22 protein-coding genes are annotated in these 20,528 nt (G+C 71.3%); 14 read left to right on the top strand and 8 right to left on the bottom strand.

The genetic code is table 11. The features are described from left to right. Positions 1-71 precede the first annotated feature (71 nt). The 3 genes from LLS1_RS02955 to LLS1_RS02945 form a co-directional block, all read right to left on the bottom strand. A complete protein-coding gene (locus LLS1_RS02955; RefSeq protein WP_226653528.1) occupies positions 72-1,763 on the bottom strand; it encodes a DHA2 family efflux MFS transporter permease subunit in 1,692 nt (563 codons plus the stop codon). An 11-nt stretch (positions 1,764-1,774) separates the two neighbouring features. After that, positions 1,775-2,356, bottom strand: a complete 582-nt coding sequence (locus tag LLS1_RS02950) for a PadR family transcriptional regulator (protein ID WP_226653527.1) — start codon at positions 2,354-2,356, stop codon at positions 1,775-1,777. Between the two features lie 99 nt (positions 2,357-2,455). Beyond that, positions 2,456-3,076 (bottom strand): uracil-DNA glycosylase family protein, encoded by a 621-nt coding sequence (locus tag LLS1_RS02945; RefSeq protein WP_226653526.1) that lies wholly within the window; start codon positions 3,074-3,076, stop codon positions 2,456-2,458. Positions 3,077-3,132: 56 nt separating this feature from the next. On the opposite strand from LLS1_RS02945, the gene LLS1_RS02940 reads away from it, so the two are divergent. From LLS1_RS02940 to LLS1_RS02915, 6 genes are all read left to right on the top strand, one after another. After that, positions 3,133-3,678, top strand: coding sequence for an NUDIX hydrolase (locus LLS1_RS02940; protein WP_226653525.1), 546 nt, complete (start codon positions 3,133-3,135; stop codon positions 3,676-3,678). A 186-nt stretch (positions 3,679-3,864) separates the two neighbouring features. Beyond that, a complete protein-coding gene (locus LLS1_RS02935) occupies positions 3,865-4,224 on the top strand; it encodes a hypothetical protein (protein ID WP_226653524.1) in 360 nt (119 codons plus the stop codon). A gap of 23 nt (positions 4,225-4,247) precedes the next feature. Further along, positions 4,248-4,709 (top strand): hypothetical protein, encoded by a 462-nt coding sequence (locus tag LLS1_RS02930; protein ID WP_226653523.1) that lies wholly within the window; start codon positions 4,248-4,250, stop codon positions 4,707-4,709. Then, positions 4,702-5,859 (top strand): peptidoglycan-binding protein, encoded by a 1,158-nt coding sequence (locus LLS1_RS02925; protein ID WP_226653522.1) that lies wholly within the window; start codon positions 4,702-4,704, stop codon positions 5,857-5,859. The genes LLS1_RS02930 and LLS1_RS02925 overlap by 8 nt, the downstream gene beginning before the upstream one ends. Continuing rightward, the gene (locus LLS1_RS02920) at positions 5,850-6,473 is read left to right on the top strand and encodes an ATP-binding cassette domain-containing protein (protein ID WP_308443774.1); all 624 of its coding nucleotides are present in this window, start codon (positions 5,850-5,852) and stop codon (positions 6,471-6,473) included. The genes LLS1_RS02925 and LLS1_RS02920 overlap by 10 nt, the downstream gene beginning before the upstream one ends. Next, positions 6,470-7,504 (top strand): hypothetical protein, encoded by a 1,035-nt coding sequence (locus LLS1_RS02915; RefSeq protein WP_226653521.1) that lies wholly within the window; start codon positions 6,470-6,472, stop codon positions 7,502-7,504. Before LLS1_RS02920 ends, LLS1_RS02915 begins: the two co-directional genes overlap by 4 nt. Here LLS1_RS02915 and LLS1_RS02910 read toward each other — a convergent pair. The 5 genes from LLS1_RS02910 to LLS1_RS02890 all read right to left on the bottom strand — a co-directional run bounded on the left by LLS1_RS02910 (position 7,501) and on the right by LLS1_RS02890 (position 13,758). Next, the gene (locus LLS1_RS02910) at positions 7,501-8,160 is read right to left on the bottom strand and encodes a TIGR00645 family protein (RefSeq protein WP_226653520.1); all 660 of its coding nucleotides are present in this window, start codon (positions 8,158-8,160) and stop codon (positions 7,501-7,503) included. The genes LLS1_RS02915 and LLS1_RS02910 overlap by 4 nt on opposite strands. A gap of 56 nt (positions 8,161-8,216) precedes the next feature. Then, positions 8,217-9,377, bottom strand: coding sequence for an alcohol dehydrogenase catalytic domain-containing protein (locus LLS1_RS02905; protein WP_226653519.1), 1,161 nt, complete (start codon positions 9,375-9,377; stop codon positions 8,217-8,219). Positions 9,378-9,388: 11 nt separating this feature from the next. Then, positions 9,389-10,216 carry a phosphonatase-like hydrolase gene (locus LLS1_RS02900; RefSeq protein ID WP_226653518.1) on the bottom strand — a complete coding sequence of 276 codons (828 nt, stop codon included), beginning with the start codon at positions 10,214-10,216 and terminating at the stop codon, positions 9,389-9,391. A 33-nt stretch (positions 10,217-10,249) separates the two neighbouring features. After that, complete coding sequence (locus tag LLS1_RS02895; RefSeq protein ID WP_226653517.1) at positions 10,250-11,404, bottom strand: TIGR03364 family FAD-dependent oxidoreductase; 1,155 nt, start codon at positions 11,402-11,404, stop codon at positions 10,250-10,252. A gap of 131 nt (positions 11,405-11,535) precedes the next feature. Then, entirely contained in the window at positions 11,536-13,758 is a 2,223-nt protein-coding gene (locus LLS1_RS02890) for a sigma-70 family RNA polymerase sigma factor (RefSeq protein ID WP_226653516.1), read from the bottom strand. 230 nt (positions 13,759-13,988) lie between these two features. Here LLS1_RS02890 and LLS1_RS02885 point away from each other — a divergent pair, with 230 nt between their 5' ends. The 8 genes from LLS1_RS02885 to purQ all read left to right on the top strand — a co-directional run bounded on the left by LLS1_RS02885 (position 13,989) and on the right by purQ (position 20,492). Then, positions 13,989-14,408, top strand: coding sequence for a helix-turn-helix domain-containing protein (locus LLS1_RS02885; protein WP_226653515.1), 420 nt, complete (start codon positions 13,989-13,991; stop codon positions 14,406-14,408). After that, on the top strand, positions 14,401-15,306 hold the full coding sequence (locus tag LLS1_RS02880) for an alpha/beta fold hydrolase (protein ID WP_226653514.1): 906 nt from the start codon (positions 14,401-14,403) through the stop codon (positions 15,304-15,306). The genes LLS1_RS02885 and LLS1_RS02880 overlap by 8 nt, the downstream gene beginning before the upstream one ends. A 70-nt stretch (positions 15,307-15,376) precedes the next feature. Further along, entirely contained in the window at positions 15,377-16,237 is an 861-nt protein-coding gene (kynA, locus tag LLS1_RS02875) for a tryptophan 2,3-dioxygenase (protein WP_226653513.1), read from the top strand. Beyond that, positions 16,234-17,376, top strand: coding sequence for an amidohydrolase family protein (locus tag LLS1_RS02870; RefSeq protein ID WP_226653512.1), 1,143 nt, complete (start codon positions 16,234-16,236; stop codon positions 17,374-17,376). The genes kynA and LLS1_RS02870 overlap by 4 nt, the downstream gene beginning before the upstream one ends. Next, positions 17,373-18,638: a kynureninase gene (locus LLS1_RS02865; RefSeq protein WP_226653511.1), complete on the top strand. Its 1,266-nt coding sequence runs from the start codon at positions 17,373-17,375 to the stop codon at positions 18,636-18,638. The genes LLS1_RS02870 and LLS1_RS02865 overlap by 4 nt, the downstream gene beginning before the upstream one ends. Continuing rightward, complete coding sequence (locus LLS1_RS02860; protein ID WP_226653510.1) at positions 18,631-19,488, top strand: PaaX family transcriptional regulator C-terminal domain-containing protein; 858 nt, start codon at positions 18,631-18,633, stop codon at positions 19,486-19,488. The genes LLS1_RS02865 and LLS1_RS02860 overlap by 8 nt, the downstream gene beginning before the upstream one ends. A gap of 45 nt (positions 19,489-19,533) precedes the next feature. Further along, positions 19,534-19,794: a phosphoribosylformylglycinamidine synthase subunit PurS gene (gene purS, locus LLS1_RS02855; RefSeq protein ID WP_226653509.1), complete on the top strand. Its 261-nt coding sequence runs from the start codon at positions 19,534-19,536 to the stop codon at positions 19,792-19,794. Beyond that, positions 19,794-20,492 carry a phosphoribosylformylglycinamidine synthase subunit PurQ gene (purQ, locus tag LLS1_RS02850; RefSeq protein ID WP_223358263.1) on the top strand — a complete coding sequence of 233 codons (699 nt, stop codon included), beginning with the start codon at positions 19,794-19,796 and terminating at the stop codon, positions 20,490-20,492. The genes purS and purQ overlap by 1 nt, the downstream gene beginning before the upstream one ends. Positions 20,493-20,528 lie beyond the last annotated feature (36 nt).

Below are 20,528 nucleotides of genomic sequence, written 5' to 3'. Positions count from 1 at the left end.
CTTCCGAGCACGACGAAACCCTCCCGCCGAACGGCAGGAGGGCTTCGTGACGTCGGGCGCCGGTCGGCCGGTCAGTCCGCGACCGGGGCGGAGTGGAGGCCGTGCGGCGGCTCCTCCCCCTCGGCCAGGTCGGTCGCGGGAGGCACGTCGGCGGCGTGCGATCCATGCGCCACCGCGTCGACGGGGACCGGCGCGGCGTGCGAACCGTGCGCGCCGACCTCGGCGGGAGCGCCCGCTGGCGCACCCGCAGCGGCCCCGGGACCGGCCGCGGCGGCAGCTCCGGGCCCCCACGCGGGCGGCTTCGGCTTGGCCCACCAGATCACGATCAGCGCGCCGAGGAGGGCGACCGCCGACGGCAGCAGCAGCGCCTCCGCCATCGCCTGCGTGAATCCGGCGTGGAGGAACTGCGGCAGTTCGGTGCCGGCGCTCGCTTCGCTGACGTTCGCACCTCCGGGGACCTTCGGCAGATCGACCGCCAGACGGCTCTCGATCAGTGCGGCGATGGAGGCGCTGCCCAGCACGGCGCCGATCTGGCGGGTGGTGTTGAAGACGCCGGATCCCGCGCCCGCCTGATTCAGCGGGAGGTTGCGCGTGGCCGTCGCCGAGATCGGTCCCCAGACCCCCGACATCGCGATGCCCATGAGGGCGCTCGGGATGAGCAGCCACCAGATCGTGACGTCCGGCGAGAGCATCCGCGAGTAGAGGAACAGGGCGATCGAGAAGAGCAGCAGGCCCGGGGCCGCGATGAACTTCGGGTTGATCTTGTCGATCAGGCGGCCCATGAGTGGCGCCAGCACGCCGGAGAAGACGGCGGTCGGCGCGAGCATCAGAGCCGACTCGGTCGGAGTGAGGCCACGGACGGTCTGGAAGTAGAACACCAGGGGCAGCGCCATGCAGGTGACGGCGAACCCGACGGTCGTGATCGCGCCGTTCGACAGCGAGAAGTTGCGGTCGCGGAACAGCGGGAGCGGCAGCAGCGGCTCCTTCTTGTTCATCGCCTGCCAGATCACGAACGCGATCAGGACGACGATGCCCGCGATGATCAGCCCCCACACACTGATGGGACCCCAGATGACACCCCAGTCGTAGGTGCCGCCCTCCTGGATGCCGAAGACGAGGAGGAACATGCCGACCGCCGAGAGGATCACACCGAGGATGTCGAAGCTGTGCGAGTGCGTCGGAAGGGCGGGCACCAGGCGCATCGCGAGGATGAACGCGACGACGCCGACGGGAACGTTGATGAAGAAGATCCACTCCCAGCCGAGGGTGTCGACCAGGATGCCCCCGAGCAGCGGGCCGATGAGCGTGGCGACGCCGGCGACGGCTCCCCAGAGGCCCATGGCCGCGCCTCGGCGGTCCGGCGGGAAGATCCGGGTGATGACGGCCATCGTCTGCGGTGTCATCAGCGCCGCACCGAGACCCTGGACGACACGGGCCGTGATCAGCATCCCGATGCCGCCGCCGGGCATGTCCCCCGCGAAGCCGCACCAGGCGGAGGCCAGCGTGAAGATCACGAGGCCGATGAGGTAGATGTTCTTCGGTCCGAAGCGGTCGCCGAGGCGGCCGGTGATCAGGAGGGGGACCGCGTACGCGAGGAGGTACGCACTGGTCACCCAGATGACGGCGTTGTAGTCGGTGCCGAGGTCGAGCCCCTTCATGATCGAAGGGTTCGCGACCGACACGATGGTGGTGTCGATGAGGATCATGAAGAACCCGACGACCAGGGCCCAGAGGGCCGGCCAGGGCTTGAGTTCGCGTTCCATGGGTCTCTTTCTCACTGCTTCTTCTCGTCGTCCCAGGAGATCTCTCCCGAGACGAGGTCGTCGATGAGGGCCTCGAGCGTGGCCGCGTCGGCCTCCGCCATCGCGCGCAGGTAGCGCACGTCCATCCAGTACCGGGCAGGCAGGCCCTTGGCCGTGACGGAGCGTTCCGCGTCGTCGAGCGTCTCGATGTCTGCCCTGATCAGGGAGACGCGCTGCCGCAGCAGCGCGATGACGGACTCGACGGGGAGGTTGTGCGACTCCCCCAGCCCGACGGGGAACTCGGGATACTCGTTGACGGGCGTGCCGACGATGTCGGCGATCCGTTCCGTGAGAGCCCGCGTCCCCTGCTCCGTGATCTCGTAGGTGGTGCGCTCGGGCCGGTTGCCCTCGCGCTCGGTGCCGGTCGCCCGTACATACCCCTGCCGGGCCAGGCGGTCGACCGTGTGGTAGAGCGACCCCGGGCGCACCTTGACGAGCCGGTCCTCCGACCGCAGCACGAGGGTCTGATACATCTCGTACGGATGCGTGGGACCTTCGGCGAGCAGCGCGAGCGCCGCCACGGCGAGCGGGGTGAGGGAGGGGCTGGGTGTCATGGGGAGCGTTCCGAGATCAATTATTCCGTCTTGATTATTCCGTGTGGAATAGTACGCGGCGAATCAATCGCGTGTCAACCCCGGCGTTGCGGGCCGCTCTCAGCCGTGCATGCTCCCGTTCAGCCTCAGCAGCTGCTCGGTGAACTGCCGCGCTCCCCCCTGTGCGGGATGCCGGACGGCCGGCGCCTCGACCCCCGCCGCGGCGAGCGCCCCCTGCGCCTTGCGGCCCACGGCGACCACGACCTCCACGCCGAGCGCGCGGATCAGCTCGAGCGCCACCGGAGCGCCTGCCCGCACCTCGGCGGGACGCGGTGTGCGGTTCGTGCGCGGGTCGCCCGCGACGAAAGGATGGTGCGGGTACACCGGCCAAGAGAGCGGCAGCGGCCCCGTCCAGGCACGGAAGGCCGCCCAGACGTCACGGCTCGACGCCTCCCACGGCGCCTGCGGTTCGGAGGGCAGCTCGAGGGCGGCGATCTCGGGAGTGACCGCAGCCTCCACCTCCCGGACCGATGTGAACGGCACCCCGGTGACCGTCATGCCCCGCCAGCCCGGCGCCTCGCCCAGCAGGAGCACGGGCGCGTGCGGCATGGCCAGGTAGCGGCGCAGGTTGCGCTCCCGGCGCGCACCCTCAGGGTCGTCGCCGTAGAGCGCCTCCGCGTCGGGCGGCACCGGCACGGCGCGGAGCAGACGGAAGAAGCCGGCGAGAGGGTCGACGCTCATGCCTCCACGATGCACCCGATTCGGCGGGCGGCGAAGCCTGGCGCGAGGATGAGGGGATGGACGAGCAGAAATGGACGCGCCTCTCCGCGCAGACCGTCTACGCCGGCCGGACGACCATCCGCGAGCACACGGTCGCCCTACCCGACGGGACGCCCGGCCGCTACGAGGTCGACGAGAGCGTCCCGTTCGGGGCCGCGGTCCTGATACGGGACGGCGACGACATCCTGCTCTCGCACCAGTACCGATTCCCCCTCGACCGGTGGATCCTCGACCTGCCGGGCGGTGCGGGCGACGTCGGCGAGCATCCGGCCGAGGCCGCACGCCGCGAGGCAGTCGAGGAGCTCGGGATCGTGGCGGGCGATCTGACACACCTGCAGGTCTTCTACCCCAACCCGGGCCGATCCGCCTGGCCGGTCCACCTCTTCTTCGCCGAAGCAGCGGCGACGCTCGCGCCGAAGCTCGACGACCCGTTCGAGCAGGTGCGGTGTCGGCGCATCCCGATCGCCGATCTCGCCGCTCTGGTCGCCGGCGGGGAGATCGTGGACCCGTCGCTGCTCATCGCGTGGCACACTGCGGTCGCGCGCGGGCTGCTGGTGCGGTGAGATGATCCGACCCCGTCAGTCGCTGAACTACTGATATCGCAGCGCGGTCTACCGAAATCGAGACGCGCACCACGGGCCGCCCGTGTATCGCTGGGAGAGTCAGGCATGGGTCTTGGACTCGTCCCTTCCGACGACGGGAGAGGGACCACGGTCCATTCCGCTCGACGAAGAACGGAAGGCAAGTTCATGGCAAGCAGACGATCCATGCTCATCACCGCCGGGCCTGCACTGGCGCTGCTCATCGGCGGATTCGCGACGGCGGCCCCTGCGAGCGCGGTCGGTACCGTCAACGGCAAGTGCACATACTACGACTCGTTCGTCGGAACGAGCACCGCGACCGGCAATAGTTACACCGCAGGCGAGCAGCGCATCTGCGGTTCGGTGAAGATCCGCGTGGGATACACCGTCTCCGGCGGTTCAACCCTGTACACGGCGTGGAAGCAAGCATCGGGCTCGGTGGTACAGGGACCGGTGGGATACCGGGTGTTCGGTGGCCAGCACACGATCACGGGCGGCTCTCTGGGCAATCCCGTGGCGTACAGCTGATGCGATCCCTACGCGCGGTCCTCGTGATGACCGTCGTCGTAGGGAGCGTCGTCGGGTGCAGCGGGCCGGCCGACCGGCCGGCCCGCTCCACCGTCGAACCATCGATCTCTGCGCAGCAGAGGATGGCTCTCGACGACGGCGACGTGACCTGGGACGAGTACGAGGCTGCTTTCAAGGCATACGAGGCCTGTTTGGCGCGACACGGGTACGAACTCGATCAGCCGCATATCAGTGGGGATCTGATGGACTTCGGGGTCCCCTCAGCGGCCGTGGACTCGGGTGTCGATGACACGTGCTACGCATTCAACTGGGCACAGGTCGACCAGGCTTGGCAGATCGCCCACGAGGACACCTCGGAGTCTGCCCAGATCGTAGCCGAATGTCTTCGCTCTCACGGCATCGTCCCGAGCGAGAAATACACCGAGAACCTCGAACGCCTCAGAGGGAACGGCATTCAGCTCGGTGACTGTCCGGCAGATGGCTGAAAAGGCGCCACGTCGTGCACGGCAGGCCAAAACGGTCATCGGAGGATCGATCGCGCTCGTGGTCCTCTGGGGAGCTCCTGTCCTGCTTCTCGGATTCAGCGTGTTCGGGGCCCAGACAGCACAGCGCACGTCGACGACGGAACCGGAGTCCGGCTCCGTCACGGTCGGGAGTCGCGAGCTCGATCACCGCCAGCCCGTGAGCATCGCGGCGACTCTCGATACGACCCCCGCGGCGTCGGCCACGACGGAGGGAACGGTGACCGCGGTGCTTGTCGAGCCGGGCGTACCTGTGCAGAGCGGCGTGGATCTCTTCAGCCTCGACGGACACCCCATTCCGGCCTTCGCTGAAGCCACGCCTCTGCACCGAGACCTCGCACGGGGAGCGAGCGGCGACGATGTGAAAGCGCTCGGGGCATTTCTCGCTGCGACAGAGTTCCTCGATCCCGGCGCATCCGACGGCTTTTTCGGCTCACGATACGAGGCGGCGACGGTCGCGTTCCAGAAGCGTCATGGCTACGAACCAGACGGAGTGTTCCGCTCCTCATACGTCGTCTTCGTACCTCTCGATTTCGGAGAGGTCAGCACGGTGGACATCCGCGTCGGGCAACGGCTCACGAGTCAGCGGGTCGTTCTCAGAGGAGCGCCCCGAGTGAGCTCCGTCGAGATCAAACCCACGCGCGCCCATCGATCAGGATCGGAATCCCGGCTGGGCGGCGGCGACCTCGTCGTCCTCATCGGCACCGAGCAGATCGGCGTCTCCGGGCTGAACCCATCCGGTGACGAGGCCGACGCACTCTGGACCGCCCTTCGCATGGGCTCGAACACTGGCGAACTGGAGGAGCAGCGGTCGACGGACGATTCCGGCGGCGTCGTCCGGTTCGAGGGCGCTCTACTCGCGCGAAAGAGCGCGACACCGCTCGGCAGCGTGCCGGCGTCCGCGGTGCGCACGACCGCGGCGGGGCGTTCCTGCGTCTTCGAGATTCCGGACGGCGAGACTTTACCCTCGATGCGAGCGGCCGCTCGTGCCGTCGAAGTCACACCGGACGAGGGGGAGATCGGCCACGTCCTGATCGATGCGAGCCTCATCGGACATGTTGTCGTTCGCGATGCGTCGACCGTGGACGCCAAGGACCTTCTGACGTGCGGGTAGCCGTCGTCGAGGCGACCGTGTCATTCGCGCGACGGACCGTCTTCGACAGGCTCTCTGCGGATTTCCCGGCCAGGGAAGTCAGCGCCCTCGTCGGCCCTTCCGGCAGCGGGAAGTCGACGCTCCTCGCGTCGATCGCCGGGTTCAGGACGCTGACGTCCGGACGTATCGAGATCGCCTCGGCCACAGGTGTGCGCACACCCCATCCGCGATTCGTGAGTTGGATCACCCAAGACGTCAACATCCTGGGCGCGCGGTCGGCGCTGGACAACACCATGCTCGGACCGCTGAGCGAGGGCCTGACGTTCGCCCCGGCCGCCGAGCGGGCACGACGAGCCCTCGATGATGTCGGGCTCGGCGAGCGGAGCGACGAGGCGGCCCGCAATCTGTCGGGAGGAGAGCGTCAACGTGTCGCCGTCGCGCGTGCACTGGCGTCGCGTCGACCGCTCATCCTCGCCGATGAACCGAGCGCCGCCTTGGACGAGGACAACACTCAGCAGCTGGCGCACCTCTTCGCGCGCGCCCGCGGTTCCGCCACGATCATCATCGCAACCCACGATCCTGTGATGATCGCATCGGCGTCCACGGTCGTCACCATCAGGGGCACGCGATCATGAGGGCCGCCCGCTGGAGATCTTCCGCCATCCTGCGGGAAGCCGCCCTCAATGTCATCGCGCTCCGCTCCCGCATGATCCTGGGGTGCACCGCAGCGGTCTTCCTCGGAGCGACGGCAGCGTCGTTCTACGCCTACGAATCGACTCAGTTCCAGACGGTGCTCGCATCGGGCGAGGCCAAAGGCTCGAGACTCATCTCGTTTCAGTCCGCGTCGCCCGAGCGGGAGGTCCTTATCTCGCGCGCGTCGTGCGAGGCGTTAACCCGCGATTCGGGCGTCATCCGCGCCGGACTGCTGATCGATGAGGGAACTCGGGACTTCCCGGAGCTGGGGGCCCGGACGCCGATCTACACCGCCAGCTCGTCCCTGTTTCCCGGATTACTTGAGGCAGACGGCCTGATAGGGGCGGATCTCAGCGCCGCCCCCACGCGAGTGGTGACCTTCGGTCCCTCAGACCAGCGCCGATTGTCGTCCTCTCCGAAGCAACCGGAAGGCATTCCGACCAATCGGGCAGTAGTCGTGCCCGTGGACGCACTCGAGATGTGGGCACCAACCTGTATCGCAGAGGTGTCGCGATTCTCGAACGTTCGTTCTGCAAGTTCGAACCTGGCCTCGCAGCTCGTCGTCAGCGGGGGAGCGATCGCGGGACGGGTCCACCTCAGCGAATCGCCGGATCCCGTCGCCGGCTGGACTTCTCGCCCCGGCCAACTCCTGCCCGTCGTGCTGGGAGCCGTCGGCGGGATCCTGAATTCGGTTCTGGTCTGGACTCGGTCGAGCGAGGTCGCTGCCTACCGCTTGTCCGGCACTTCACCGCACTCGCTGGGACTCATCCTCACGATCGAGAGCCTGTTCCTCGCAGGAGCGTTCTTCCTCTCCGGAGCGTCCGCAGTCGTGGCGCTTCAGGGAATGCTCATCAGTTCCACTGAGCTTCAGCTCTGGCTCGTGGCCGGAAGCAGCACCTGGCTCGTGAGCGCATTGCCTGGGACGCTGCGGTCGGTGCTCGCCTCGCCCGCGTCGCTGACGAGGGAACGCTAGTGCGCGCCCGCCTTGCGCGACATCCGGTCGATCGCCGCGAGCGCGACGGCCGAGAGGATGAAGACGCAGTGGATGACGACCTGCCAGAGCACGCCCTGCGGCGTGTAGACGGCGCCGGTCACGTTCGTCGCGCCCGGGGCGCCGAGGTCGCCCACCTCGATGAACGTCTTGAGGAGGTGGATGGACGAGATCCCGATGATCGCCATCGCCAGCTTGACCTTGAGCACGTTGGCGTTCACGTGGGAGAGCCACTCGGGCTGGTCGGGGTGGCCGTCGGTGTTGACGCGGGAGACGAACGTCTCGTACCCGCCGATGATGACCATGATGAGCAGGTTGGCGATCATCACGACGTCGATCAGGCCGAGGACGGCGAGCATGACCTCCGCCTCTTTGATCTCGCCGTGGATGACCACCTTCTCGCCCAGATGCCACAGCTCGACGATGAACACCCAGACGTAGATCGCCTGGGCGACGATCAGGCCGAGGTAGAGCGGAGCCTGCAGCCAGCGGCTGAAGAAGATCAGCGAGCCGATGGCGCGGCTGGCCGGGCCGGGCTGCCGATGCTGCCGAGGCGCCGCGGGAGCCGGCGGCTCGGGCGGCGCGGCCTGGTCATCGGTGCTGCGGGGACGGGTGGTCGGGTCGGTCGTCTCGATCACGGGATTCCTCACGGGTTCGGGAGCTCGATCCTAGAGAACCGAACATGTGAGAACGCTCAGGAAACAGACGATGGCCGCACGCCCACCCGCGAGTGCCCGGTCGCCTGCAGCGCAGCGTCCACCTCGGCGAGGGGGAAGATCATCCCGACCTGCTCCGCGAACGGATAGGCGCGGCCGCCCCCGGCGAGGAAGCGGACCGCCTGCTCGAGGTGCCGCGGCGCGTAATTGTGCACGCCTCGGATCGTGAGCAGGCGACGGGCCAGCTGCTCCGGCGAGACAGTCAGGTCGGGGCCGGGGAAGGCGGACCCGACCAGGACGAGCACCCCGCCCACGTCGACGGCGGTCAGGAGCGAACGGAGGGCCGCGGCCGTGCCGGAGAGCTCCAGCGCGATGGTGGGTGCGGCGGCGCGACCGCCCGCCCTGCCGAGCGCTGTCGCGAGACCGGCGGGGGCGTCCGCTGCGGCGCGCGGATCGGCGACGGCCGCGGCGCCGAACGCGAGGGCGGCCTCCCGACGGGCGGGCACCGGATCGCTGACGACGACGCGCGCCCCCGCCTCCGTCGCCATCGCGGTGGCGGTGAGTCCGAGCATCCCCGCGCCCGCGATCAGCACCAGTGCTCCGTCCAGGGGGACGATCTCGGACGCCGCCTCGAGGGCGGCGGCGACGGTGGCGGTGGAGCAGGAGGCGGGGGCGAGCACTGCTGCGGGCAGGTCGTCCGGGGCGGCCACGATGGGCGTGCCGTCGAGGATGTGCGTGTGCGTCGCGAACCCGCCCGAGAGCTCCCAGCCGCGGCGCATGCGCTCGTGGCCGTATTTCTGGACGGTGAGGCACTTCTGCGGGAGGCCGCGGCGGCACCGCACGCAGCGCCCGCACGGCACGGCGACCGACCAGACGACGCGCTCGCCCAGGGCGACCCGGTGGCCGTCGGTCGTCTTGGCGCCGCCCCGGCCGAGCGCGACGACACGGCCGACCTGCTCGTGGCCGAGCACCAGCGGCGTCGGCGCCGAGCGGTGTCCGAGCACCGTGTGAACATCGGAGCCGCAGACGGTCGCGAGCTCGATCTCCACCAGCACGTCCCCGGGAGCCAGGCGCACGCCGGGCACGGCGACGGCCTCGTGCCGGTGCCCCTCCCCGGGCCACACCATCGCCGTCGCCGACGGATACACGCTGACCCCCATCCCCAGGCTCGCCGGCGGCGCGACGACGCGCGGTGTCACCGCCCTTATCGTCACCGGCCGGCCGGTCCCTCGGCAGGCGCGAGCACAGCGTCCCCCGCGAAGCGGCCCTCGTCGGCCGGCTCGTCCTCGTCGTCGAAGCCGAGCAGCTCGGCGAGGTCGGCCACACTGTGCACGACCGCGTCCGCTCCCGCGTCGAGCAGGTCGCGCTCGTCGTGGGAGCCCGAGAGCACACCCACCACGAGACCGGCGCCCGCCGCGATGCCGGAGGCGATGTCGCTCGCGGTGTCTCCGACGACGACCATCCCGTCGACGGAGGTCGCGCCGGTGCGCAGCAGTGCGGTGAGGGGGAGGTCGGGGTACGGGCGGCCGCGACCCGCCTCGTCCGCGGTCAGCGTCACGTCGGCGAGGTCGTCCCAGCCGAGGGCGTCGAGGACGACGTCAAGCGTCGCCCGTGAGAGCCCGGTCGTGAGCGCCACGGCGACGCCGGCATCGCGGAGCAGCCGCACCAGCTCCTCGGCGCCCGGAACCGCGCGGACGCCCTCCGCGGCGACGAGCTCGGCATACGCCGATTCGAAGACGGCGGTGGCGTGCTGCGCCTGGTCGTCGTCACCGGTCAGGGCGCGGAACACGGCGGCCTTCTCCTGGCCCATGGTGCGGCGTACGAAGGCGAGGGAGCGCTCGCGGTCGCCCTCCGACCCGGCCAGGCCGGCGATGTCGACGGCCCGGACGAACGCACGCTCGACGAGACCGTCGTCGACGACGGTCGTGCCGACGAGGTCGAGCACCACGAGCTCGAGGTCGGCGAGCTCGTCGTCCTCCTCGGGCTCGATGATCGCGGTGTCGTCGAACTCGCTGGTGATGCGGCCGTCAGGGGTCATGGGGATGCCTTTCTCCTGTCTCGTGCAGACGTGTCAGTGGGCCCGGCCCGCGGCAGTCGCCAGCACGCCGGGAGCGGAGGCGAACAGCTCGTCGACCACGCGATCGGCCAAGCCCAGCCCGGTGGTCATCCCGATGCCGGTCATCACCGAAACCACGCGGACGTCGGGCTGCGGAGCGGCGACCAGGAACTCGTCGGGAGCGGAAGCGTAGACGCCCTGCCAACGCTCGCGCACCCGGAGCCGGCCGGTGCCGAAGAGAGCCCGCGCACGCTCCAGGAGCAGCTCGAACGCCTCCTCCGATTGGAACGGAGGGACATCCGGGCCGAGCCGGTGGGTGTCGCCGACGAGCAGCGAGCCGTCGGGACGCTGCGTGTACATCTGGTTCACGTCGAGCGCGGCCAGAGCGGGGTGCTCGGCCGCCAGGCGCTCGCGCACGGCCTCCGCGCTCGGCGTGCGTGCGAATCCCGGATACCGGACGAGCGACCAGCCGGTGAGCAGCGGGGCGGCGAGGGGATGGTCGAGCTCCGCCTCCACCAGCATCATGTCGAGCACGCAGCGGACCATGCCGTGGGCCTCTGCGACGCCCGGGAACAGCTGCTCGACGTCATGGTTGACGGCGACGACGACCGCGTCGGCGGCAAGCCGGCCGCGCGACGTGTGGACCGTTCCGGTCTGCACCCCGCCCACCGCGGTCTGCCAGTAGAAGTCGACGCCGTGCGCATCGAGCCAGCGCACGATCGCGGGAGCCGCCTCCCGCGGGTCCACTTGCAGGTCGGCGGGGAGGAACGCACCGCCCACGGCGACGCCGTCGGCGACGGGGATGCGCTCGCGCACCTCCGCCGGTGTCAGCATGCGCACCTGACGGCCTCCGCGCTGCGCGCGGAACTCCTCCAGCACGGCCAGCTCGTCCGGGGCCTGCGCGACGACGACGGTGCCCGACTCCCGCAGCCAGAACCCGGCCTCGGGGGCGAGCGTGAGCCATAGCTCCCGTGCCAGCTCGGCGTAGGCCCGCGCCTCACCGTCCTGGCCCGTCACGTGGAGGTGCCCGAAGTTGCGCACGGACGCGCCGAAGGGAGCCGCGGCGCGGTCCACGACGGCGACGGTCAGGCCCCGGCGCAACGCCGCGACAGCATGGCCGAGGCCGACGATGCCGCTGCCGACGATGGCGAGATCGTAATGCCTGCCCATAGCACTCCTCCTGTAGCGCACACGCTAGGCGGCGGGGACGACGGCGGCGCGACGGCCGGGTAACCGGGAGGTGAACGACGGGTGGGGTGGAGGAGACGCGGACCCCGTCGCTGGCGGGCCGGCGGATCCGCTCAGGACGGCGCCGACACGGCCGTGTCGGCGAGCACACCGTGCCGCCCGTCCACGACCACGGTCGCGCCGACGCGGTGGTCGCCCGGCGCGACGACGAGGAGCACCGCACCATAGCCCGTGGAGTCGAGAGCCAGGGTGTGGCCCGTCTCCGCACCGTCGAGCCACACCTCGACCGTGTCACCGGGCTCGCCGTGCACCACCAGGAGGGCGGCGAACGGGGACCCGATCGCGAACACGTCCGGTGCGGTCGCGATGCCCGTCACCGCCGCGGAGGGCGGGGAGACGTTGCCGGCCTCGTCCGTCTGACGGGCGGTGAGCGCGTAGGAGGGGGACGCGAGCATGAGCTCCCCGGTGCTCCAGGATCCCGACCCGTCGGCGGTGACCGTCGTCAGCGCGCGGTCGCCGTCCGACACCACGACAGAGGCTCCCGGCTCCGCCGTCCCGGACACGATCGGGGCCGCCCGCCCGGCCAGGGCTCCGGTGCCGGTGTCGACCGCGGCGATCACGGGAGGCAGAGCAGTGCGGTCGACCAGGAGGCCCAGCGTCGTCGGCGCCGAGGTGCGGGCGGACGTGCGCTGGTCGACGTCGAGAAGCCACGATCCGTCGGCGAGGGAGGAGAGATCGACGGCGAGCGACCATGCCCCCGTGCCGGAGACGATGGTCGAGGCGAGGAGCGGGGAGGCCGGTGTGCTCGCGGTCGCGGCAGCCGAGGAGGTCGCCGACGGTCGGGCCGCAACACCGACGATGGCGCCGGGAGTGCCGGTGCCGGCGAGGTCCACGGCGGTGGCGGAGGTGGCGCGGTCGGACTCCCAGGGCGAGGTGACCACGGGCGCGGCCAGGGGCTGCGGATCGGCCGGGGCGGTCGGGCCCGTCGGCGTGGTCGGGCCCGTCGGGGCGCTGGGCGTCGCCGGCTCCGTCGCGGCCGGGTCGGCGGGCACCCCGGGTCGCGACGGCGCGGCGCCGTCGCTCTGGCCCGTTTCGCGGCCGGTGCCCGGAGGGACAGGCGGCGTGGAGGGTCCGGGTCGCGGCGAGGCCGGCGGCTCGGCCACCGGAGCGTCGGCGAGGGGGCCGGATGTCGCGGAGCCCCTCGTCCCGTCCTCGCCCAGCGCGCGCGGCGCCGTCGCGACCGGCACGTCGGCGGTCGGACCGTCGCCGCCGGATGTGAGGAGCTGCGGGCCGAGCACGAGGACCCCGGCGACCGCGGCAGCGGCGAGGAGTCCGCCGCCCGTCCAGGCGGCCACGGTGACCCCGCCCGCGATCGCTCCTGCACCACCGGCTGCACCACCCGCCGGACCCGCCGGCGAGATCGCGGTCGAGACGGACGCCGGAAGCGGAGCCGCCGCCGTGGACCCGGCCGAGGCCAGGACCGCGTTGTGTCCACCCTGGATCCACGCGGCGTAGGCGGCCGCGGCTCCCGTGCCCACCGTCAGAGGCAGGACGATCAGGGCCAGCCGCGACCCGACGTCGCGGGCTTCGCCGAGCACGATCGTGCAGCGGGCGCAGGTGAGCAGATGCGCCTCGAACCGCTTCGTCTCGCGCGCGGCGAGCCTGCCGCGGGAGTAGGCGCCCATGCGATCCGTCACCCAGCGGCACTCGGAGTCCGCCTCGAGGGACTGGAGGTGCACCTGGATCCACGCCTGGCGGAGTCCCTCCCGCGCCCGGTAGGCGAGCGCTGAGACGCCGTTCGGGCTGAGCCCCAGCAGAGGGGCGACCGAGGCCGGGCTCAGCTGCTCGACGTCGCAGTACCAGAGCACCTCCTGCCAGCGATCGGGGAGGGAGCGGAACGCCTGCGCGGTGAGGGAGCGTTCGAGCGCCTTCAGCGTGGTCGACTCCGTCGTCTCGGGATCGGGGACCGCCTCCGCGTCCTCCAGCGGCGACTCCCGTCGATCGCGGCCCCAGGACGCGGCGACGTTGCGGATCGTCGTGAAGAGATACGGGCGGAACCCCACCTGGGGCCCCTTGCCGCTCTGCACCGCCTGCAGGATCTTCAAGAACGCCTCGGCCACGAGGTCGTCGGGGTCGAGCGTCGAGCTCGCGGAGCGTGCCACGGTCAGACCCGCGCGGGCATGCCGACGCCACAGCTCCGCGTACGCGAGCTCGTCACCGGCGCGCGACCGCTCGACGAGGTCGCTGTCGGAGAGCTCCTCGGGGTCGGTTCGGCCCCCACGGCGGCGGGAGGGCTTCCGGTGCTGCGGGGTGGGTCGCGTGTCGCGAGGGGTCATCGGAACGCTCATTCGGGAGGGGCAGCGACCGACGGGCGTACGGCCGGCTGCGTTCGGGTTCGGGGTTCGGGTTCGGGTTCGGGAGTTCGGGAGTTCGGGGTTTCGGGTACGACCGCTCCGACTGGTCGCGTCCAAAGAGACGCAGCGCCGGGCGTTCCATGACGCGACGGCGTCGAACCCCTGCTCGATATATGCGTTTGTAGCTGTTTGGATACGTATATAGTTGTCGCATGAGGTCATTTCTCAGCGTGAACGAAGCAGCCGACGAGCTCCGCGTACAGCCGCGCACCGTGCGCGACTACATCCGATCGGGGCGCCTCGCCGCCACCCGGATCGGCAAGCAGTACCGCATCCGCGTGGAGGATCTGCGCCTTCTCACCGGGGCGCCCGCCTCCGCCCCGACCACCATGCCGGGCGACGGTGCACCCGCGACAGCGACGGTGATCCTCGACATCGACGCCCACGACAGCTCGATCGCGGAGCGCCTGACCACGCTCGTGACCGCACAGGGATTCGTGTCAGGGGTCGACGCTCATCTGTCGCGCGCTGCCGGCTCGCGAACGCTCCGGGTCATCCTGAGCGGTTCCGCGGGGAACGTGCTCGAGGCGGCGTCCACCATCCATCGCGCGGTGGAGGCCATCCATGCGTGAGGACGCAACGACCGCCTTCCGCTCCCCCGCGGGCGCACGGACAGTGCAGGACGCCTACGACGAGACCGTGCGAGCACTCCTGCCGGACGTCGAGCACATCCGAATCGGACTGCCGTCGAGCAGCTCGAGACCGGCCATGACCGTCCACGCCCTTGCCGCAGGACCGCTCGACGCACCGCCCGTCGTGCTCCTGCACGGATCCGGCGCGACGGCAGCAGGGTGGGCCGCGGAGCTGACGGGGCTGAGCGCCGACCATCGCGTACTCGCCCTCGACCTCCCTGGAGAGCCGGGCGACCCGAGCGGAACACGGCTTCCCCTGAGTCCGGGAGTCCATGCATCGTGGCTGGGCGCCGTCGTCCGCGAGCTCGGCGTCGAGCGCCCCGTCCTCGTGGGCGAATCCCTCGGCGGCTGGGTTGCCCTCGACGCCGCGTCGGCGGCTCCGCACCTCCCGCGCGCCGTCGTGCTGGTCTCGTCGAGCGGCATCGGGCCCCGCCGCACGGCACCGCTTCTCGTGGCCGGGCTCCTCGCCGTCGCCGGCCGCAGTGGCCGCGCCCGCGCGCTCTCCTATCTGACCGGTCCGCACCCCACGTCGGGCACGACCGGGCCCAGCCCGCTCGCCACCCTCGCTCTCACGACGTTCGCCCACTTCGCTCCGCGCACCGATCCGCTGCCGGTCTTCGATGACGCCGCGCTGTCCGCGATCGCCGCCCCGGTCTGGGCGCTGTACGGCGCGCGCGACCGAATGCTCGACGCACCCGCCGCCGCCCGCCGCGCCGACATCGCGCTCGCCGGAGGGCACGTGGAGCTCATCAGCGGCGCGGGACACCTGCTGCCCGGGCGGGCATCCCGCGTCGAGCGCGCCGTCCGCGATGCGGAGGCCGGCTCGGAGCGCGGCTGATCACCGGGGTCCTCGAAATCTCCGGCGTCTCGATGTTGCGTTTTCGTGACGATCGGCGCAGAATTGCAGCATGAGCGTCGACGGGAACACGCGGGATCTCGAGCCGGACATCGTGACGGACTTCCGCGAGCGGATGTCGTACGGCTCCTACCTCGACCTGGCGACCCTTCTGAGCGCGCAGCACCCCGTCAGCCGGCCCGAGCACCATGACGAGCTGCTGTTCATCGTGCAGCACCAGACCACCGAGCTCTGGCTGAAGCTGGTGCTCCACGAGCTCGAATCCGCGCGCGACCTGCTGCGTGCCGACGAGCTGCCGCAGGCGCTCAAGCGGATCGCCCGCGTCAAGCACATCCAGAAGACGCTGACCGAGCAGTGGTCGGTGCTCGCCACCCTGACGCCGACCGAGTACGCGCAGTTCCGCGGGTTCCTCGGCAACTCCTCCGGCTTCCAGTCGTACCAGTACCGCGCGGTGGAGTTCGTGCTGGGGAACAGGAACCGCCGCATGCTCTCGGTGTTCGCCGCCGATCCCGAGGCGCACGCACTGCTCGAGAGTCTCCTCGAAGCGCCGAGCGTGTACGACGAGTTCCTGCACTACCTCGCCCGCGCCGGCCACGACATCCCCGCCGCCGTGCTCGACCGAGACGTCACTCAAGCCCACGTCTACACGCCGGAGCTGGTGCCGGTGTTCCGCGGCATCTACGAGAACGCCGACACCCACTGGTCCGAGTACGAGGCCTGTGAAGAGTTCGTGGACCTCGAGGACAACTTCCAGCTCTGGCGGTTCCGTCACCTCAAGACCGTCCAGCGCACCATCGGGATGAAGGTCGGCACCGGAGGATCGTCCGGCGTCACTTTCCTGCAGAAGGCGCTCGACCTCACCTTCTTCCCCGAGCTGTACGCCGTCCGCACCGAGATCGGCGCCCCGCGGTGACCCGGCTCGATGCCGTCCGGCTCGATGCCGTCCGGCTCGATGCCGTCCGGGTCGACGCCGCCTGGACCGGGGACGGTTTCCGCACCCCCGCCACGTTCGAGGTGCGGGGCGACCTGCTGACCCCGACCGCCCGCACCGACCTCCGGCCGCACCACATCGGCGGCACGCTCTTCCCCCGGCTCACCGACCACCACGTGCACCTCGGCCTGATCGACCCCGCGGCGCTCCTCGCCGGAGGGATCACCCACGCCCACGACCTCGGTTGGATCCCCTCCGTCGCCACCGGCTGGCTGGCGGCAGAAGCCCCGGGCCCGACGACCACGATCGCCGGCGCCCTCCTCACCGCCCCCGGCGGCTACCCCGCACGGTCCACCTGGGCTCCCCCCGGCGCCGCGCGCGAGGTGGGCGGGCCTCGCGACGGGAGGGAGGCGGTGCGCGAACAAGTCATGGCAGGAGCCTCCCGCATCAAGGTCGCGCTCAACAGCGCCGCCGGCGAAACTGTGGACGACGCGACGCTGCGCGCGATCGTGGATGAGGCCGTGACGGCCGGGCTGCCCGTCATCGTGCACGCGCAAGGCCCGGGACAGCCCGCTCGCGCGATCACCGCGGGTGCCACGCACCTCGCGCACACGCCCTTCGACGAGCGAGTCGACGACGCCGTGCTCGCCGAGATGGCGGATCGCGGCGCCACCTGGATCTCGACGCTCGACATCCACGGCTGGGGGCACCCCACCGCGCAGCACGCGATCGCGATCGACAACCTCCGCCGCTTCCACGCCGCGGGCGGGCGGGTGCTCTACGGCACCGACCTCGGGAACGGCCCGCTCGCCGTCGGCGTGAACGCCCGCGAGATCGCCGATCTGCTCACCGCCGGTCTCACCGCGGTCGAGACGCTGCGCTCCATCGCGGGCGACGGGAGCGCCGCCCACCTCGCGCCGAACGCCTCCATCGGCCCGCGCTTCGCCTGGACCCCCGCGCCACCGCCCGCCGATCCGGCAGATCTCGCCGCCTGGATCGCCACCGCCCGCCCGCGCGCCGTCGCCGACCTCCCCGCCCCCGCCTCCCCCGACACGACCGACACCGACACGACCGACAGCACCACACGCACCACCATCTCCACCGAAGGACCGCACCGATGACCGACCTCACCGTTCCGACACTCCTCTCCCCCGACCCGTTCACCGCCGCGCGCGCCCTGGACGCCGCGGACGCCCTCGCCGGGTACCGCGACCGCTTCGTCGGCGTGGCGGACGGCTCCGGCGTCTCCGCCTACTTCGACGGCAACTCCCTCGGCCGTCCCACCCTGGCGAGCATCGACCGGGTGCAGCGATTCCTGGTCGAGGGATGGGGAGGGCGGCTCATCCGCGGCTGGGACGAGGAGTGGATGGAGCTGCCGTTCACCATCGGCGACGCCCTCGCCGACGCCGCGCTCGGCGCCGCCGCCGGGCAGACGTTCATCGGCGACTCCACCACGGTCGTCCTCTACAAACTCGCCCGCGCCGCCGTCGACGCCCGGCCGGGCCGCTCGCAGATCGTGCTCGACACCGACAACTTCCCCACCGACCGCTACCTGCTCGATGGGATCGCGCGGGAGCGCGGCCTCGACCTGGTCTGGATCGAGGCGGACACCGAGGCCGGCGTCACTCCGGAGCAGGTCGGCGCGGCGGTCGGCCCGCAGACGGCGCTCGTCGTGCTCAGTCATGTGGCCTACCGCTCCGGCTACCTCGCCGACGTGCCGGCCATCACGCGCATCGCCCACGATGCGGGCGCCCTCGTGCTGTGGGACCTCTGCCACTCGGCGGGGTCCGTGCCGGCGCGGCTCGACGAGTGGGGCGTCGACCTCGCCGCGGGCTGCACCTACAAGTACCTCAACGGCGGGCCCGGCTCGCCCGCGTTCGGCTACGTCGCCGCGGGCCTGCAGGAGCAGCTGACCCAGCCGATCCAGGGCTGGATGGGTGCGAGCGACGTCTTCGCGATGGGCCCGGAGTACCGGCCGGCGGACGGCATCCGCCGTTTCATCAGCGGCACGCCGCCGATCGTCGGCATGCTGGCGATGCAGGACACGATCGGGATGATCGCGGACGCCGGGATCGACGCGGTGCGCGCCAAGTCGGTCGCCCTCACCGAGTTCGCGATCGCGCTCGCGGACGAGTGGCTCGCCCCGCTCGGCGCGACGCTCGCGAGTCCGCGCGACGCGGATCGGCGCGGCGGTCACGTGACGCTCAACCACCCGGCGATGCGCCAGGTGACCGCGACTCTGTGGAAGCAGGACGTCATCCCCGACTACCGCGACCCCGACGGCCTCCGCATCGGCCTCTCGCCGCTGAGCACCAGCTTCGAGGAGACGTGCCGCGGAATGGCCGCCGTGCGCGACGTCCTGGGCGAGCTGACGCATGACTGACCGGGAGGCGGCGCCCTCCGTCGCCGTCCGCGAGGATCTCGAGGCGACCAGCGGAAGCGCCACGGCTCTGCTGCGCACGCTCGTCGGCAACACGCTGCGCCCGCTCGGCGGCTGGATGTCCGCCGCCGGGGCGGTGCAGCTGCTCGGCTCGCTGGGCATCCCGCCCGCGACGGCCCGGTCGAGCATCGCGCGGCTCGTCGCGCGCGGAGTGCTCCGCCGCGAGACCGGCCCCGCAGGAGCTCTGGGCTATGCGCTCGACCCCGACGCCCTCCCGATGCTGGAGCGCGGCGACGCACGCATCTTCGGCGAGCGCCGCGCGGCCACCGCCTGGTGCCTGGTGTCCTACTCCTTCCCGGAACGGCAGCGCGCCCTGCGCCACCAGCTGCGTCGCCGACTGGCGGCGATCGGCTGCGGGACCGTCGCGGACGGTCTCTGGATCGGCCCGGCGGCCCTCGAGGAGGAGCTCGCCGAGGTGGTCGCCGAGTTCGACGCCGTGCTGTTCGTGGACGCCGGCGTCCGCGGCGATCTCGTCGACGGCCTCGCGCGCTGGTACGACCTCCCGGCGATCCGGCGCGTCCACGAGTCGTTCCTCGATCGCTTCGGCGACGCGGACGCCTCCGCAGCGATCGGAGACGAGGAGGCGTTCGCGCTCTGGGTGCGCGCACTCGACGAGTGGCGCGTCGTCCCCTACCGAGACCCCGGCCTGCCGCCCGCAGCACTGCCGCCCGACTGGCCGGGCGACGCGTCGGCCGCCCTCTTCGCCCGGCTGCGCTCGGCGCTCGAGCAGCGGGCCGTCCACTACGCCTCCCGCGTCGCCGGTCCGGACCGAGCCGCCGTCGGCGCACGGTAGAATCGCTGGCGAACCCCCCGACCGCGAGCGAGCAGGAGCGCACCTTTGTCGACGATCGTTGTGGAAGTCATGCCGAAGGCGGAGCTGCTCGACCCGCAGGGGAAGGCCGTGGCCGGCGCCCTCGCGCGCATCGGGAAGGGCCAGTTCTCCGGCGTCCGCGTCGGCAAGCGGTTCGAGCTGACCGTCGAGGGCCCGATCGACGAGGCCACCCGCACCGCGGTCCAGGAGATCGCCGACGAGATCCTCTCCAACTCCGTCATCGAGGACGTCGTGGGCATCCACTACCCCGACGAGGCGGACGCCTGATGCGCATCGGCGTCATCACCTTCCCCGGTTCGCTCGACGACCGCGACGCCCTGCGCGCCGTGCGGCTCGCCGGGGCCGAGGCCGTCGCGCTGTGGCACGGCGAGCACGACCTCCAGGGCGTCGACGCCCTCGTCCTCCCGGGCGGTTTCAGCTACGGCGACTACCTGCGCTGCGGCGCGATCGCGAGCCTCTCGCCGATCATGACCGAGGTCGTCGACGCCGCGGGCACGGGGATGCCCGTGCTCGGCATCTGCAACGGATTCCAGATGCTCGCCGAGGCGCACCTCGTCTCCGGCGGCCTCATCCGCAATGACCACGGCAACTTCATCCGCCGCGACCAGGCGCTGACCGTCGAGAACACGGACACCCCGTGGACGAACGGTTTCGAGCAGGGCCAGGAGATCGTCATCCCGCTCAAGAACGGCGAGGGCGGGTTCATCGCGTCGGCCGAGGAGCTGAAGCGCCTCGAGGGCGAGGGACTGGTGGCGTTCCGCTACCGGGGCGTCAACCCGAACGGGTCGCTCAACGACATCGCGGGCGTCCGCAACGAGCGCGGCAACGTGGTCGGCCTCATGCCGCACCCCGAGCACGCGGTCGAGCCCGGCTTCGGCCCCGACACCCGCGACGCGATGCGTTCCGGTGTCGACGGCCTCACCTTCTTCACCTCGGTCATCCGCTCCGCCCTCGTCGAGGCGTAGCCGGGGCACCGAGGCGGCCGACTCTGGGCCGTCTCG

The sequence above is a fragment of the Leifsonia sp. LS1 genome, from assembly GCF_020521355.1.
In the GTDB taxonomy this organism is placed as follows: Bacteria; Actinomycetota; Actinomycetes; order Actinomycetales; family Microbacteriaceae; genus Leifsonia.
The sequence above is the reverse complement of the archived record's forward strand: the minus strand, read 5'-3'. Positions and strand labels throughout refer to the sequence as shown.

Bases quoted from the DNA above. Each gene is read 5' to 3' on its own strand.
- LLS1_RS02955 (WP_226653528.1), bottom strand. From the start codon at position 1,763: ATGGAACGCGAACTCAAGCCCTGGCCGGCCCTCTGGGCCCTGGTCGTC.
- LLS1_RS02950 (WP_226653527.1), bottom strand. From the start codon at position 2,356: ATGACACCCAGCCCCTCCCTCACCCCGCTCGCCGTGGCGGCGCTCGCG.
- LLS1_RS02945 (WP_226653526.1), bottom strand. From the start codon at position 3,076: ATGAGCGTCGACCCTCTCGCCGGCTTCTTCCGTCTGCTCCGCGCCGTG.
- LLS1_RS02940 (WP_226653525.1), top strand. From the start codon at position 3,133: ATGGACGAGCAGAAATGGACGCGCCTCTCCGCGCAGACCGTCTACGCC.
- LLS1_RS02935 (WP_226653524.1), top strand. From the start codon at position 3,865: ATGGCAAGCAGACGATCCATGCTCATCACCGCCGGGCCTGCACTGGCG.
- LLS1_RS02925 (WP_226653522.1), top strand. From the start codon at position 4,702: ATGGCTGAAAAGGCGCCACGTCGTGCACGGCAGGCCAAAACGGTCATC.
- LLS1_RS02915 (WP_226653521.1), top strand. From the start codon at position 6,470: ATGAGGGCCGCCCGCTGGAGATCTTCCGCCATCCTGCGGGAAGCCGCC.
- LLS1_RS02900 (WP_226653518.1), bottom strand. From the start codon at position 10,216: ATGACCCCTGACGGCCGCATCACCAGCGAGTTCGACGACACCGCGATC.
- LLS1_RS02895 (WP_226653517.1), bottom strand. From the start codon at position 11,404: ATGGGCAGGCATTACGATCTCGCCATCGTCGGCAGCGGCATCGTCGGC.
- LLS1_RS02890 (WP_226653516.1), bottom strand. From the start codon at position 13,758: ATGACCCCTCGCGACACGCGACCCACCCCGCAGCACCGGAAGCCCTCC.
- LLS1_RS02885 (WP_226653515.1), top strand. From the start codon at position 13,989: ATGAGGTCATTTCTCAGCGTGAACGAAGCAGCCGACGAGCTCCGCGTA.
- LLS1_RS02880 (WP_226653514.1), top strand. From the start codon at position 14,401: ATGCGTGAGGACGCAACGACCGCCTTCCGCTCCCCCGCGGGCGCACGG.
- kynA (WP_226653513.1), top strand. From the start codon at position 15,377: ATGAGCGTCGACGGGAACACGCGGGATCTCGAGCCGGACATCGTGACG.
- LLS1_RS02865 (WP_226653511.1), top strand. From the start codon at position 17,373: ATGACCGACCTCACCGTTCCGACACTCCTCTCCCCCGACCCGTTCACC.
- LLS1_RS02860 (WP_226653510.1), top strand. From the start codon at position 18,631: ATGACTGACCGGGAGGCGGCGCCCTCCGTCGCCGTCCGCGAGGATCTC.
- purQ (WP_223358263.1), top strand. From the start codon at position 19,794: ATGCGCATCGGCGTCATCACCTTCCCCGGTTCGCTCGACGACCGCGAC.